Origin of the sequence: Variovorax sp. VRV01 (genome assembly GCF_014852545.1) — a bacterium.
Classification (GTDB): domain Bacteria; phylum Pseudomonadota; class Gammaproteobacteria; order Burkholderiales; family Burkholderiaceae_C; genus Variovorax; species Variovorax beijingensis_A.
In genome coordinates this window covers 271,539-284,566 of record NZ_JACVBS010000004.1, presented here as the reverse complement: position 1 = coordinate 284,566, position 13,028 = coordinate 271,539, and the positions used below count along the sequence as shown (strand labels likewise).

At 69.7% G+C, this 13,028-nt stretch carries 12 protein-coding genes; 8 read left to right on the top strand and 4 right to left on the bottom strand.

The window, feature by feature from the left end:
• Window positions 1-46: 46 nt before the first annotated feature.
• From IB278_RS09625 to IB278_RS09615, 3 genes are all read left to right on the top strand, one after another.
• Window positions 47-877 (top strand): DODA-type extradiol aromatic ring-opening family dioxygenase, encoded by an 831-nt coding sequence (locus IB278_RS09625; protein WP_192323295.1) that lies wholly within the window; start codon window positions 47-49, stop codon window positions 875-877.
• 28 nt (window positions 878-905) lie between these two features.
• Complete coding sequence (locus IB278_RS09620; protein ID WP_192323294.1) at window positions 906-1,778, top strand: alpha/beta fold hydrolase; 873 nt, start codon at window positions 906-908, stop codon at window positions 1,776-1,778.
• Between the two features lie 121 nt (window positions 1,779-1,899).
• Window positions 1,900-2,715: a MipA/OmpV family protein gene (locus tag IB278_RS09615; RefSeq protein ID WP_192323293.1), complete on the top strand. Its 816-nt coding sequence runs from the start codon at window positions 1,900-1,902 to the stop codon at window positions 2,713-2,715.
• Here the strand turns inward: IB278_RS09615 and IB278_RS09610 are convergent.
• From IB278_RS09610 to IB278_RS09595, 4 genes are all read right to left on the bottom strand, one after another.
• Window positions 2,703-4,112 (bottom strand): sensor histidine kinase, encoded by a 1,410-nt coding sequence (locus tag IB278_RS09610; protein WP_192323292.1) that lies wholly within the window; start codon window positions 4,110-4,112, stop codon window positions 2,703-2,705. The two genes, IB278_RS09615 and IB278_RS09610, sit on opposite strands and share 13 nt — an antisense overlap.
• A complete protein-coding gene (locus tag IB278_RS09605; protein ID WP_145744802.1) occupies window positions 4,109-4,774 on the bottom strand; it encodes a response regulator transcription factor in 666 nt (221 codons plus the stop codon). The genes IB278_RS09610 and IB278_RS09605 overlap by 4 nt, the downstream gene beginning before the upstream one ends.
• 90 nt (window positions 4,775-4,864) lie before the next feature.
• The gene (locus IB278_RS09600; protein WP_192323291.1) at window positions 4,865-5,881 is read right to left on the bottom strand and encodes a Bug family tripartite tricarboxylate transporter substrate binding protein; all 1,017 of its coding nucleotides are present in this window, start codon (window positions 5,879-5,881) and stop codon (window positions 4,865-4,867) included.
• Complete coding sequence (locus IB278_RS09595) at window positions 5,878-6,876, bottom strand: Bug family tripartite tricarboxylate transporter substrate binding protein (protein WP_145744806.1); 999 nt, start codon at window positions 6,874-6,876, stop codon at window positions 5,878-5,880. Before IB278_RS09595 ends, IB278_RS09600 begins: the two co-directional genes overlap by 4 nt.
• A 165-nt stretch (window positions 6,877-7,041) precedes the next feature.
• On the opposite strand from IB278_RS09595, the gene IB278_RS09590 reads away from it, so the two are divergent.
• The 5 genes from IB278_RS09590 to IB278_RS09570 all read left to right on the top strand — a co-directional run bounded on the left by IB278_RS09590 (window position 7,042) and on the right by IB278_RS09570 (window position 13,008).
• Window positions 7,042-8,493 carry an FAD-dependent oxidoreductase gene (locus IB278_RS09590; RefSeq protein ID WP_145744807.1) on the top strand — a complete coding sequence of 484 codons (1,452 nt, stop codon included), beginning with the start codon at window positions 7,042-7,044 and terminating at the stop codon, window positions 8,491-8,493.
• Window positions 8,494-8,561: 68 nt separating this feature from the next.
• The gene (locus tag IB278_RS09585; protein ID WP_145744809.1) at window positions 8,562-9,404 is read left to right on the top strand and encodes an IclR family transcriptional regulator; all 843 of its coding nucleotides are present in this window, start codon (window positions 8,562-8,564) and stop codon (window positions 9,402-9,404) included.
• A 43-nt stretch (window positions 9,405-9,447) separates the two neighbouring features.
• Entirely contained in the window at window positions 9,448-10,743 is a 1,296-nt protein-coding gene (locus IB278_RS09580) for an aconitase X (RefSeq protein ID WP_145744811.1), read from the top strand.
• A gap of 121 nt (window positions 10,744-10,864) precedes the next feature.
• Window positions 10,865-11,311 carry an aconitase X swivel domain-containing protein gene (locus tag IB278_RS09575; RefSeq protein ID WP_145744813.1) on the top strand — a complete coding sequence of 149 codons (447 nt, stop codon included), beginning with the start codon at window positions 10,865-10,867 and terminating at the stop codon, window positions 11,309-11,311.
• A complete protein-coding gene (locus IB278_RS09570; RefSeq protein ID WP_192323290.1) occupies window positions 11,308-13,008 on the top strand; it encodes a dihydroxy-acid dehydratase in 1,701 nt (566 codons plus the stop codon). Before IB278_RS09575 ends, IB278_RS09570 begins: the two co-directional genes overlap by 4 nt.
• Window positions 13,009-13,028: the final 20 nt, after the last annotated feature.

Sequence of the window (13,028 nt, the reverse complement as noted above, 5' to 3'; positions counted from 1 at the left end):
GTGGGAAATGTCTACAGTCGGTGCAACGCCTTCAAGGAGCATCGGCTTGACCCACGACAACACCCCCTCGCGCCTGCCCACGTACTTCATCTCGCATGGCGGAGGCCCCTGGCCCTGGATGAAGAAGGAGATGGGCGGTGTCTATGACCAGCTGGCCGCGGCGCTGGCCGATATGCCGCGCCAGATCGGCCGCACGCCGGACGCCATCCTGATGGTGTCGGCCCATTGGGAGGCGCCGGTCTTCACGGTGCAGGGCAACCGCCGGCCGCCCATGATCTACGACTACGGCGGCTTTCCCGCCCACACTTATGAAGTGCGCTACGACGCACCGGGTTCGCCCGAGCTTGCGCGGCGTGTGCAGTCGCTGCTCGAGGCGGCCGGGCTGCCGGCGGCCATCGACCCCGAGCGCGGCTTCGACCACGGCATGTTCTCGCCCATGAAGGCGATGTACCCCGATGCCGGCGTGCCGGTAGTGCAGTTGTCGCTGCGTCGCGGGCTCGATCCGGCGGAGCACCTGGCACTCGGCCGCGCGCTCGCGCCCTTGCGCGACGAGAACGTGCTCATCGTGGGCAGCGGCCTGAGCTACCACAACCTGCGCAACTTCGGCCCGCAGGCACACGGCGTTTCCAAGGCCTTCGGCGACTGGCTCGACCACACGGCAGTGCAGTCGGCACCGCAGGAGCGCGTGCAGCGGCTGCAGGACTGGGCCGCCGCACCGTCGGCGCGCATGGCGCATCCGCGCGAGGAGCACCTGATCCCGCTGATGGTGGCAGTCGGCGCGGCCGAGCAGGAGCCCGGCGAACGCGTCTATCACGAAGAGGCCTTCATGGGCGGCCTCGTGGTGTCGAGCTACCGCTTCGGCGCCGGCGCCAGCTGAAAAGGCTGCGCGTTGGCAGAATCGGGCGATGCCTTCCATTCCTGATTCAGATTTCAATACCGAAGCCCGCCTGCAGATCGAACGCATCGCCGCGAGCGGTACGCGCCATGACGTGGTGCACGGCGGCGTTCGCGTCTGCTGGCGCCGCTTCGGCGATGACAACACCCACGCGCCGCTGGTGCTGCTGCACGGCGGCCACGGCAGCTGGATGCACTGGTTGCGCAACGTCGAGGCGCTTTCGGCCGGGCGCACGCTTTGGCTGCCCGACATGCCCGGCTTCAACGATTCCGACGCGCCGCCGCGCGCAGCGCCCGGCGAGGACCCGCTCGGCCCGTTGCTCGATGCGCTGGGCGGATCGCTCGACCAGCTGATCGGCGCGGGCACGCCCATCGACCTGAGCGGCTTCTCCTTCGGCGGGCTCACCGCGGCGCGCTTCGCGGTGCGGCGCGGTGCCATCCGGCGCCTCGCGCTTGTGGGCAGCGGGGGCCACGGCACGATGCGGCGCATGGCGGTGGAGATGATCAACTGGCGCGCCGCCCCCGACCGCGCGCAGGAACGCGCCGCGCTGCTGCACAACCTGGCCGCGCTGATGCTGCACGACAAGGCCGCGATCGACCCGGTGGCGTTCGAGATCCACGACATCTCCTGCCACGGCACGCGTTTTCGCAGCAAGGACGTGTCGCAGGCGGGCGGCCTGCAGGCCACGCTCGACACGCTCGGCGGGCCGCAGCTGCTGCTCTGGGGCGAGTACGACGTCACCGCCGATCCGCGGCCGCTGGTGGCGCAGCTCACGGCCGGCCATCCGCAGCGCGAAGGCGTGGTGATCGACGGGGCAGGGCATTGGGCGCAGTACGAGCGCGCCGATGAATTCAACCGGCTGCTGCTGCGCTTCCTGGGCTGAGCGCCGGGCCATTCATCGAATCTTAAAAAGCCTAAAGAGTTATTAAAGCCTCAGGGTCAGCATCCGGCGGCGAGGCGGCGATGCCGCTTCGAACCTTCGACTCTCCACCCTGAGGATCCTGATGAAGAAGCCAACCCGCCTTGCCGCCCGAGGCCCCCGTTTCCATGGCCGCCCGGCCTTCGCGGCAATCGCCGCGGCCGCCATCTCCGCCACCTGCATGCCACTCGCCTGGGCGCAGTCTGACGAAGAGAAGTTCCAGGCCGGGGGCTCCCAGTGGGGTCTCGGTATCGCTGCGGGCATGGACCGCAAGCCCTACCGCGAATTCGACGACAAGACGATCGCCATTCCGATGGTCACCTACGAGAACCGGTGGGTCAGCGTTGCGGGCCCGAGCCTCGACCTGAAGCTCCCTTCCGCGGGTCCGGTGTCGTTCCGGCTGCGTGCGCGCTACGCGTCGGACGGCTACGAGGCCGAAGACTCCCCCTACCTGGCCGGCATGGAGGAACGCAAGGCCAGCATCTGGCTCGGGGGCGCCGCGATCTGGCGCAACGAGTTCGCCAACCTGTCGGCCGAGCTGCTGGCCGACGCTTCCGGGCACAGCAAGGGCACCAGGTTCAAGCTGCAGGTCGACCGCCGCTTCACCTCGGGTGCCTTCAGCTTCACGCCACGGCTCGCCGTGCATTGGGTCGACCGCAAGTACGTCGACTACTACTACGGCGTGCGCGCAGCGGAATCCCGCCCGGACCGCGCCCGCTACGACGGCGACGCCGCCGCGAACGTCGAACTGGGCCTGCGCGTGGACTACGCCGTGGCGCCCAAGCAGACCCTGTTCCTGGACCTCAGCGGCACCCGCCTCGGCAGCGGCATCAAGAACAGCCCGCTGGTCGGCCGGTCGAGCCAGACCGGCGTGCGCGTCGGCTACCTCTACAGATTCTGAAGCGCGGGAGTCTCGGCGGAGCCCAACGCCGGAAACAGCACGCGGATGCCGAGGCCGCGGCCGTCGAGTCCGGCGCCGGTCTCGATGGTTGCGCGATGCACCTCGGCGATGCCCGCCACCAGCGACAACCCGATGCCGCTGCCGCGCGACGGCGTGCCGGCCACGCGATGAAAGCGCTTGAAGATCGCGGCGCGCTCCGCGTCCGGCACGCCCGGGCCGTCGTCGGCCACCTCGAGGTAGACGCGCCGGGCCTCGTCGGGTTCGGTGCCCGCCGCGTGGCCGCAGCTCACGCGCACGCGGCCGCCCTTGGGCGTGTAGCGCAGCGCGTTGTCGACCAGGTTGCGCAACAGGATGCCGATCTCGTCAATGTCGCAGCGAATGGTGCACGGCCGCGCGTCGAGCAGGATGGTGCGCGCGTGCTGGAGCGCATGCACGTCGAACTCGTTCGCCACGTGCATCACGAGTGCGCCCAGGTCGGCCGGCGCATGCTGCGGCGCGTTGGCGCCCGCATTGAGGCGCGCCAGGTCGAGCAACTGCTCCGACAGGCGCGTGCTGCGCTCGGCCACGGCGAGCAGCTTGGCGAGTGCGACGTCCTTCTCGGCCGCGGTGGGTGCGCGCAGCGCGATCTGGGCCTGCGCCTGCAGCGCCGAGAGCGGCGTTCGCAGCTCGTGCGCCGCATCGCCGATGAAGCGGCGCTCGCCCTCGACCGCCTCGTCGAGCTGCCGCAGCGCATGGTTGAACGACGCGACCAGCGGATGCAGTTCGCGCGGCAGCGGCGCCGGAGAGAGCGGCGTGAGGTCGAAGCTGCGCCGCTGGCGCATCTGCTCGCCCAGCGCCAGCACCGGCTTCAGCGAACGGCGCACCACAAACCACATCAGCGCGCCCACCAGCAGCAGCAAGAGCGTGTTGATGACCAGCGCGGTCATCGCGTCCCCGCGCAGTTCGGCGTCGACCACGCTGTGCAGATTGCCCACCTGCACATGCACGCGGCCAGTCTTGTCCGAGGCGGAGTAGACACGCCATCGCGCGCCCGCGATCACGCTGGTGGCCGCGCCTCCGGCGAAGCCCGGCCGCAGCGGGGTCTCGGGCGCGCCGGGCGAGCGCACGAGCAGGCGGTCGCCGTCGAGCCAGATCTGGAACGCGAACGCCTCGCTCTCGGGCAGCGCCTCGTCGCGCAGCTGAAGGCCGTTGGCGCGCGGCCGCAGCCCCTTGAGCTTGTCTTCGCCGGGAATGGTCAGCAGGATGCGCGTGGCGACGGTCTGGAGCTTGTCGTCCCAGATGCTGTTCCTGTTGTGCGTGAGGTAGACGAACAGCACCGTGAGCGCCACCGCCCAGCACAGCGCGATGGTCGCGGCGATCACCATGATCATCCGCGCCTGCAGCGAGTTCAGCCTCATGGACGCGGCTGGCCCACCACGTAGCCGTGCCCGTGCACGGTCCGGATCAGGTCGTCGCCGAGCTTGCGGCGCAGCTGGTGGATGAAGACGGCGATGGTGTTGCTCTCGACCGCGCTCGCGTTGCCGTAGACGGCGTCCTGCAGATGGTCGCGCGTGACGACGTGGCCGGGCCGCTCGAGCAGTGCCAGCAGCGTACGGTATTCGTGCGCGCTCAGCGTCACCTCGACCCCGGCCTTCGACACCACGCGGCGGCTGCGGTCGACCTCGATGTCGCCGTGCGAGAACACCGGGACCACGCGGCCTTGGCTGCGGCGGATGACCGAGCGCACGCGCGCCCAGAGCTCGTCGAACTGGAAGGGCTTGACGATGTAGTCGTCGGCGCCCGCGTCGAGCCCGTGGATGCGCTCGCTGAGCTGGCCGCGCGCGGTCAGCATCAGCACGGGCGTCGGGTCGTAGCGGCCGCGCATCGCGCGCAGCACCGAAAGCCCCGACTCGCCGGGCAGCCCGATGTCGAGCAGCACGGCGGCATAGGCATGGTCGATCAGCGCGAGCCGGGCCGCGGGCGCGTCGCAGACATGGTCGATGGTCCAGCCGCCCTGGCGCGCGCCGTCGCACACCGCCTCGCCCAGCATGGCATCGTCTTCGACCAGGAGCAGGTGCATGGGGGTGGCGTGGGGTGTGGCGCGCGGGACGCAGTGCGAATGATGCCCCAGAGTTTTTAATATCTCTTTAAGCGCGAGCCCGGCGCCTCGCTATTGCTTCACCAGGCCCAGCCTGCGGATCGTGTCGCCCCACTGGTCGTAGGTCGTACGCGTGAGTTCGGCCAGTTGCGCGGGGCTCGACGACTCGGCCTCGTAGGCGCCCTGGCGGAAGAAGTCGCGCGTGGCGGGCATCGCCAGCACCTGCGCGAGCGCGCCGTTGAGCCGGGCGACCACCGGCGCCGGCATGCGCGCCGGACCGAAGAAGCCGAGCCAGCTCGGCATGTCGACCCCGCTCACGCCTTGCTCGGTCATCGTGGGCACGTCAGGCAGCATCGCGCTGCGCTTCGGCGCCGCCACTGCCAGCATGCGGACCTTGCCGGTGGCGGTGTTCTGGATGGCGTTGGGCGCGGCGTCGAAGTAGTACTGCACGCGGCCCGCGAGAAAGTCCTTCGCGGCATCGGCGCCGCCCTTGTAGGGCACGTGCACCACGTCCAGCCCGGCCTGCTTGGCGAAGGCCTCGCCGTAGATGTGCGACGAGGTGCCGGTGCCGAAGGAGGCATAGCTCATCTTGCCGGGGTTGGCCTTGATGTAGGCTACCAGCTCGTGCACCGTGCGCGCGGGCACGCTCGCATGCACCGTGAGAACCAGCGGCCCGCGCGCGCCGAGCGAGATCGGCGTGAGGTCCTTGAACGGGTCGTAGCGCACCTGCGCCAGCGTCTGCGGGTTCTGCGCCACCACCGAAGAGGGCGCGTACATCATCGTGTAGCCGTCGGGTGCGGCGCGAATCACTTCCTCGGTGGCAAGGATGAAGCTCGCGCCCGGCCGGTTCTCCACGATCACGGGCGTCTGCAGCACTTCGCCGAGCTTGTTGGCGACGAAGCGCGCCTGCGCATCCGAGGCGCCGCCCGCCGCCAGGCCGAGCACGATGCGGATGCTGCGGCCCTTCTCGGGGAAGGGCGCGGGCTCGGCCGCGAGCGCGCCGCACGGCAGCGCGGCCGCGCCCAGTGCGAACCCGAGCCACGCGGCAACGCGCCGGCGGCCGATGGAGGAAGGTGGCCCGGCCTTCATTGCTTCGCCAACCCGACCTGCTGCACCATCGCGCCCCAGCGCTCGTAGGTCGAGCGCGTGACGCCGGCAAACTCCTCGGGCGTGCTGGCCCCGGCTTCATAGCCGCCGCTGCGATAGAACTCGCGCACCTGCGGCATCGCCAGCACCTGCGTGAGCGCCGCGTTGAGCCTGGCGACCACCGGCGCGGGCATGTGGGCCGGCCCGTAGAAGCCGAGCCAGCTCGGCAGGTCGAGGCCTGCGAGGCCCTGCTCGGCGAAGGTCGGGACCTCGGGCAGCGCGGCGATGCGCTCGTTCGCGGCAATTGCCAGGATCTTCACCTTGCCGGTGCCCGAGGTGATGATGGCCGAGGAGGCCGAATCGAACATGTACTGCACGCGGCCGCCGATCAGGTCCTTGGCCGCATCCGAGCCGCCCTTGTAGGGAATGTGCACCGCGTCGAGGCCGGCCTTCTTCACGAAGGCCTCGCCGTAGATGTGCGACGAGGTGCCCGCGCCGAACGATGCATAGCTCACCTTGCCGGGATTCGCCTTCACGTAAGCGATGAGTTCCTTCACGTTGCGAGCCGGCACGGTGGTGCTCACCGACAGCACGAGCGGCCCGCGGCCGCCCATCGAGATGGCGGTGAAGTCCTTGAACGGGTCGTAGGGCACCTGCGAGAAGGTGTGCGGGTTCTGCGCCATGGTCGACGAAGGCGCGTAGAGCAGGGTGTAGCCGTCGGGCAGGGCGCGCGCCACCTCGCTCGCGGCCAGCATGGTGCTGGCGCCGGGCTTGTTGTCGACGATCACGCCGGTGCCCAGCACCTCGCCGAGCTTCTGCGCCACGATGCGCGCCTGCGCATCGGTGCCGCCGCCGGCTGTGAAGCCCACCACGATGCGTATCGGCTTGCCGCCGCGCACGGGAAAGTCTTGCGCGAGCGCCAGGGGCGCCACGCCCAGGAGGGCCGCCGCGCCGAGCGCCGCGCCGAATGCGCGGCGGGTGCCGCAGGGTTTCTTCATCAATGTCTCCGTTGGAATGTTCTTCTTATATTGGTTTAGAAAACCATAAAAATCCATATCGACTAGGGAATACCCCGAAGAAACGCCTTTTTCAGGCTTTTGTGTTTGACAAAATGAACATTGAAATCAAAATACGACGCAACAGCCCATCAAAGACATTCATCCATGAAAACTGTCGTCCGCACCGACGAGCGCATCCTGTCCTCCGACATCTTCGATCGCGACAGCCGCGTCAAGCGGCCTGACCACGGCAGCTGGGCCGAGCCCGGCAAGAACATCCCGGTCTACCACCGCTGCGGCGTGCTGGTGGTGGGCGGCGGGCCTTCGGGCACCGCGGCCGCCGCGGCCGCCGCGCGCGCCGGCGCCGACGTGGCGCTGCTCGAGCGCTACAACCACCTGGGCGGGCTTTCCACCGGCGGCCTCGTGATCTGGATCGACCGCATGACCGACTGGGAAGGCCAGCTGGTGATCCGCGGCTTTGCCGAAGAACTGTTCGACCGCCTGCCGGCCGATGCCATTGCCGGACCCGCGCGCGAAGACTGGGGCTCGCAGGACGCGGCCAAGGCCGCCCACTGGTCGCAGCGCACGGCCGCGTACCACGGCGTGGTCACCTGGTCGCCCACCATCGACCCGGAACGGCTCAAGCTGCTGTCGCAGGAGATCGTGCTGGAGCGCAAGGTCAAGCTCATCTACCACTCGTGGGCCGCGATTCCGATCGTGCAGGACGGCGCCGTGAAGGGCGTGGTGTTCGAGAGCAAGGAAGGCCGCATGGCGATCATGGCCGACGTGGTGGTCGACGCCACCGGCGACGGCGACCTGTTCGCGCGCGCCGGCGCGGCTTTCGTGAACGACATCGAGGAGGCCGACGTGCACCACTGCATGAACACCTCGTGGCTGTTCGGCGGCGTGGACATGAACCGCTGGATCGAGTTCAAGGCCGGCCAGCCCGAGGCCTTCAGCGCCTTCATGGCGCGCGGGCGCGAAGTGTGCGGCCTGTTCGAGCGGCCCTTCGTCTCGTGGCGCAACGACGTGGCGCTGTTCATGGGGCCGCGCCAGTCGGGCTACTCCGCGCTCGACGTGGACGACCTCACGGCCGTGGAAGTGCGCTCGCACCGCGCGATGGCCGCGCACCTGGACTACTTCAAGGCGCATGCGCCCGGCTTCGAGGAGGCCTACCTGATGCTGAGCGCGCCGCAGATCGGCGTGCGCCATGCGCGGCGCCTCTCCGGCGTGGGCGCGGTGCTGCGCAGCCAGTGGCCCGACGGCGTGGCACTGGCCGACGAGGTGGGCGTGACGCCCGCGGTCTCGCCGAAATTTCCGAACATCTCGATTCCCTATGGCGCGCTGGTGCCGCAGCAGCTCGACGGCCTGCTGGCCTGCGGGCGCCACATCTCGTGCGACCGCAACTCGCACGGCTTCATGCGCGAGATCCCGCAATGCTGGATCACCGGCCAGGCCGCGGGCGTGGCGGCGGCGCTGGCCTCGCAGGGCTGCATCGAGCCGCGCTTCGTCGACGTGGGGGCGCTGCAGTCGGCGCTGCTCGCGCAGGGCGTGTACCTGCGTGCCGGCGCCGGGCAGGGCGCGCAGGCGCGGGCCGCGGCCGAAGCCGGTATCTGAATCGCATGAACCCGGCCGACGCGCTTTCGCCAGCCTCTACATTGCAGAGTCTTGCAAAGGGTTCTTCCATGTCCACTGACAAAAACGACACCTCTTTTTCCGCCGCCGATTCCGCCGATGCGCGCGGCGACCGCGCCGACACCGTGAGCGCGCTGGAGCGCGGCATCTCGGTGCTGCGCTGCTTCAGCGAGGCGCGCCCCGTGCTGGGCCATGCCGACATCGCGCGCATGACCGGCATCCCGCGGCCCACGGTCAACCGGCTCGTCGCCACGCTGCTCTCGCTGGGCATGCTCAAGGCCGCGCAGGTGGCCGACCGCTTCATGCTCGGACCGGGCGTGGTGTCGCTGTCGCGCGTGTTCCTCGGCAGCCTCGACGTGCGCGCCGCCGCGCGGCCCAGCATGCAGGCGATGGCCGAGGAGGTGGGCGCCTCGGTCTACCTGGCCATACGCGACGGCATGGAGATGGTGCTGATCGAGGCCTGCCGGCCGCGCTCGTCAATGCTGTCGGCGCGGCTCGACGTGGGCTCGCGCGCGCCGCTGGCCAACTCGGCCCTGGGCCGCGCCTACCTTTCGGCGCTGCCCGAGGCGCAGCGCAACCAGCTGGTCGATTCGATGCGCCTCCTGCGCGGCCCCGAGTGGGACAGCATCGCACCCGGCATGACGCGCGCCATCGGCGAGGCCCGGCGGCTGGGCTACTGCCTTTCGCTCGGTGAGTTCCACCGCGAGATCAACTCGGTGTCGGTGCCGATGATCGGGCCCGACGGCGAAGTGATGGCGCTCAACGGCGGCGGCGCGGCCTTCGTGTTCACCGAGGAACGGCTGCGCAACGAACTCGCACCGCGCCTGCACGACATCGCGCTCACCATCGCGCGCGACATCGGCGGCCACGTGCCCACGCCCTTGCCGGGCTAGCCCCGGCCGACCCCCCACGACACAAAAAACGGAGACACAGGCCATGCACCTGAGCGATGAAGAAAAAGCCATGATGGACGGCCGCGACGGACCGGCCGTGCAGAAGGCGATGGACCTGCTGATGCGCTACGGCGAGGCACTGGGGGCCGAGCGGCTGGTGGAAACGCGCAACGTCTGCGCCACCATCACCTCGACCACGCCGTTCCAGCGCGACTTTGCCTTGGCCAAGGGCGGCGGCATGGACGCGGTGTTCTCCGAGTTCAGCCTCGACAGCCAGGAGACGGTCGAGATTCCGAAGTTCAAGGTCTTTACGAGCCACCTGCAGCTGGGCTTCGACCCCGGCCAGCCCGAGCGCATGGGCGTGAGCGAGGAGATCGTGCAGTTCTACAACAAGAGCGAGCGCCATGCGGCGGGCCTGGGCGCGCAGATCATGAACACCTGCACGCCCTACCAGGTCGGCAACATTCCGACGCGCGGCGAGCACTGCGCGTGGATGGAGTCGTCGGCCGTGGTGTATTGCAACTCGGTGCTCGGTGCGCGCACGAACACGGAGGGGCGCGAAAGCACGGGCGCCGCCATGCTCACGGGCCGCATTCCCTACTGGGGCTACCACCTCGACGAGAACCGCCACGCGACGCACGTGGTCGAACTCGATGTCGAGGTCGAGTCGGTGCAGGACTGGGGGCTCCTGGGCTACTACATCGGCGAGCATGTGCAGGAACGCGTGCCGGTGGTGCACAGCCAGCGCGGCATCGGCCGCGTGCCGAACCTGCCGCGGCTCAAGCACTTCGGTGCGGCGGCCTCGTCCTCGGGCGGCGTGGAGATGTACCACATCGCCGGTGTCACGCCCGAAGCACTGACGCTCGAGCAGGCGCTCGGCGGCCGCGCGCCGGTGGAGGTGCTGCGCTACGGCGAGGCCGAGCGCCGCGCCACCTACGAGAAGATCAACGCGACGGGCAAGGATGCCGAGGTGCAGTACGTGATGCTGGGCTGCCCGCACTACACCATCGAGCAGATCTGGGAGGCCGCGCAGCTCATCGAGGGCCGCAAGGTGCACCCGGACTGCGAGCTGTGGATCTTCACGCCGCGCGCCATCAAGTCGCTGGCCGACCGCAACGGCTACACCCGGATCATCGAGGACGCGGGCGGCATCCTCATGACCGACAGCTGCTCCGCCATGAGCCGCGCCGTGCCCAAGGGCACGAAGACGGTGGCGCTCGATTCGGCCAAGCAGGCGCACTACCTGCCCGCGATCCTCGGCGTGCAGGCGTGGTTCGGCAGCACGGCCGAATGCATCGATGCGGCGTGCACGGGTCGCTGGAATGGAGGCATGCAATGAGGCACCGGAATTTCTCCCTCCCCCGCTGGGGGAGGGCAGGGGTGGGGGCCGGCGGCGCATCCGTCGAGCGCTCTGGCTGCCCCCATCCCTACCTTCCCCCGAAAGGGGAAGGAGCAAGACCATGAATGCACGCGACAACACATCCACCCTGGTCATCCGCGGCCGCAAGGTGGTCGGCGGCGTGGCCGAAGGCGAGGCGCTGGTCACGCGCGACCGCATCTCGGGCTGGGGCGGCATCGACCCGCGCACCGGCACCGTCATCGAGACGCGGCACGAACTGCGCGGCCAGAGCTTCGCGGGCAAGGTGCTGGTGTTTCCGGGCGCCAAGGGCTCGTCGGGCTGGTCGGCCATGTTCCACATGACGCGGCTCATGAACTCGGCGCCGGCGGCGTTCCTGTTCAACGAGATGACCACCAAGATGGCGCTCGGCGCCGTGGTCACGCATTCGCCGTCGATGACCGACTTCGAGCGCGATCCGCTCGAATGCATAGCCACCGGCGACTGGGTGCGCGTGGACGCCGACCGCGGCGTGATCGAGATCACAAGAAAATCGGAAGGTACGCGATGACCCGTCCCCTGCGCAGCAACTTCCCGCGCGGCTCCTACCTGTGGTCGGTGCGCAATGCGCACTGGCGCGCGCTCGGCATTCCCGAAGAGGATTGCGAGAAGCCCAAGATCGCCATCGTCAACAGCTCGTCGGAACTGGCTGCCTGCTTCAGCCACCTCGACCGCGTGGCGGCGGAAATCAAGACCGCGATCCGCGCCGCGGGCGGCGTGCCCTTCGAGATCCGCACCGCCGCGCCCAGCGACTTCATCACCGGCGCGGGCGCGCGCGGCGCCTACATGCTTGGCGCGCGCGACCTCGTGACCAACGACATCGAGGTGGCGGTCGAAGGCGCGCAGCTCGACGGCATGGTGTGCCTCACCTCGTGCGACAAGACCGTGCCGGGCCAGCTCATGGCGGCCGCGCGGCTCGACATTCCGACCCTGCTCGTGCCCTGCGGCTACCAGCCCAGCGGCGAATACCGCGGCAGGCACATGGACATCGAGGAAGTGTTCATCGGCGCGATGCATGCGGTCACCGGCCACCTGCCGGTGGAAGAACTCGTGGGCATGAGCCGCGAGGCGATCCGCGGGCCGGGCGTGTGCTCGGGCCTGGGCACGGCCAACTCGATGCACATCGTCTGCGAGGCGCTCGGCATGGCCTTGCCGGGCAGCGCGCCGGTGGCCGCGCTGAGCCCGAAGATGATGGCCGACGTGCGCGCCGCCGGCACGCGCATCGTGCAGATGGTGTGGGACGACCTGAAGCCGCGCGACATACTCACGCCCGGCGCCTTTGCCAACGCGGTGCGCGCGGTGCTGGCCATCGGCGCTTCGCTCAACACGGCCAAGCACCTGCAGGCCGTGTCGACCGAGGGAGAGTGCGGCGTCGACGTGTACGGCCTGTTCGAAAGCCTCGGCCCGGCGACGCCGGTGCTGGCCGGGGTGCGGCCGATCGGCGAGCACAGCATCGAAGCCTTCGAGGCGGCGGGCGGTTGCCGCGCGCTCATGAAGCAGCTCGCGCCCTTGCTCGACACCGGTGCGTTGACCGTCACGGGCGGCACCGTGGCCGACAACCTGCGCGGCGCCGAAGTCGCCAGCGCCGAGGTGATCCGCCCCATCGAGCGCCCGGTCGCGCCGCATCCCGCGATCGTCCTGCTGCGCGGCAACCTCGCGCCCGAGTCGGGCCTCATCAAGACCGGCATTGTGGAGCGCAAGGTGCGCAGCTTCACGGGCCCGGCCGTGTGCTTCTGGACATCCGACGCGGCCATTGCGGCGCTCAAGAAGGGCGAGATCGTGCCGGGCCAGGTGGTCGTGATGCGCGGCGCCGGTGCCTGCGGCGGTCCGGCGATGGGCGGCGGCGCCTCGCGCGTGGTGTTCGCGATCGACGGCGCGGGCCTGGGCGACCAGGTTGCGATCCTGACCGACGGGCATCTTTCGGGCCTGGTCTGCAAGGGGCTCGTGGTGGCCGAGGTGTCGCCCGAGGCCGCGCTCGGCGGGCCGCTCGGCCTGGTGCGCGACGGCGACACGATCACCATCGACCTCGATGCGCGCCGCCTCGATATCGCATTGACCGATGCGGAACTCGCTGCCCGCCGCGCCGACTGGCAGGCGCCGCCGCCGGCCTTCGACACCGGCTGGCTGCAGCAGTACCGGCGCAACGTGAGCCCGCTCTCGAAGGGCGCCGTGCTCGTGCGCACCGAACGCCCCGAGCCCTCGGGCTAGACCTTTTTCACCCCGGCCTT

Excerpts from the sequence above, each read along its gene's own strand:
- IB278_RS09585 (WP_145744809.1), top strand. The coding sequence starts at position 8,562 with ATGTCCACTGACAAAAACGACACCTCTTTTTCCGCCGCCGATTCCGCC.
- IB278_RS09590 (WP_145744807.1), top strand. The coding sequence starts at position 7,042 with ATGAAAACTGTCGTCCGCACCGACGAGCGCATCCTGTCCTCCGACATC.
- IB278_RS09600 (WP_192323291.1), bottom strand. The coding sequence starts at position 5,881 with ATGAAGGCCGGGCCACCTTCCTCCATCGGCCGCCGGCGCGTTGCCGCG.
- IB278_RS09615 (WP_192323293.1), top strand. The coding sequence starts at position 1,900 with ATGAAGAAGCCAACCCGCCTTGCCGCCCGAGGCCCCCGTTTCCATGGC.
- IB278_RS09580 (WP_145744811.1), top strand. The coding sequence starts at position 9,448 with ATGCACCTGAGCGATGAAGAAAAAGCCATGATGGACGGCCGCGACGGA.
- IB278_RS09575 (WP_145744813.1), top strand. The coding sequence starts at position 10,865 with ATGAATGCACGCGACAACACATCCACCCTGGTCATCCGCGGCCGCAAG.
- IB278_RS09620 (WP_192323294.1), top strand. The coding sequence starts at position 906 with ATGCCTTCCATTCCTGATTCAGATTTCAATACCGAAGCCCGCCTGCAG.
- IB278_RS09570 (WP_192323290.1), top strand. The coding sequence starts at position 11,308 with ATGACCCGTCCCCTGCGCAGCAACTTCCCGCGCGGCTCCTACCTGTGG.
- IB278_RS09595 (WP_145744806.1), bottom strand. The coding sequence starts at position 6,876 with ATGAAGAAACCCTGCGGCACCCGCCGCGCATTCGGCGCGGCGCTCGGC.
- IB278_RS09610 (WP_192323292.1), bottom strand. The coding sequence starts at position 4,112 with ATGAGGCTGAACTCGCTGCAGGCGCGGATGATCATGGTGATCGCCGCG.
- IB278_RS09605 (WP_145744802.1), bottom strand. The coding sequence starts at position 4,774 with ATGCACCTGCTCCTGGTCGAAGACGATGCCATGCTGGGCGAGGCGGTG.